Here is a 698-nt window from a genome sequence, read left to right as displayed (position 1 = left end):
GGTCGCGTTCAGATTAGCTGATTCCATGCGAAGGCGAATGATTTTAGCCACTCGTCAGCCGTTTCTGCCTTGGCGTGGCTGAAACAGTTCGAGAAAGCGGTAGTTCTGCGTTTTACCTCTCGGAAGACACGTTCGACGCTGTTGCGATTTCCGTGTTTCTCGTAGCGGAAATCGAGTCCGTGACGGGTACAGGCGTCTTTCAGCGGCGTCGCCCCATCGACGAGAAACACGGCGTCGTCGACGTCGTGTTTCTCGCGCAGTTCGGTGAAGAACGCGTGAGCGAGTACGTTCGTTCTGGTTGGTTCGAGCTTCGTGTGGAGTAGTTCGTTGGTTTCTGGGTCGACAGCAGCATACAGCCAGTATTGCTCATCATTCAGTCGGATCACGGTCTCGTCGACCGCGACGTGATCCGGTGAGTGACCATCCTCGGGCTGTAGCTCCGCCTTGTGAACCCAGTTGTGGACGGTCGATTTGACGCGATCAACACCGAATAGTTCGAGAATCGAAACAGTATTCGAAAGCGATAGACCAGAAAGATGAAGGTGAATACTGAGCTGCATCAACGGCTCCGGTGTTGCCTCTCGCTCCACAAAACCTAACTCGATGTCGTCCAAACGACCGTTGAGGACGGCGTTTTCTGGCATAGAACACTTCGAAAATGCCGTTCCTCACTTTTCAGTGCTTATCTGAACACCGCC

Annotated in this window: 1 protein-coding gene; it reads right to left on the bottom strand. The window is 53.4% G+C overall.

Going from position 1 to position 698, the window contains the following annotated elements:
• Window positions 1–8: 8 nt before the first annotated feature.
• Window positions 9–644, bottom strand: a complete 636-nt coding sequence (locus SM754_RS20130) for an IS6 family transposase (RefSeq protein WP_323677925.1) — start codon at window positions 642–644, stop codon at window positions 9–11.
• Between the last annotated feature and the right edge of the window lie 54 nt (window positions 645–698).

The organism is Halorubellus amylolyticus, assembly GCF_034808145.1.
GTDB lineage: Archaea > Halobacteriota > Halobacteria > Halobacteriales > Natrialbaceae > Halorubellus.
The sequence above is the reverse complement of the archived record's forward strand: the minus strand, read 5'-3'. Positions and strand labels throughout refer to the sequence as shown.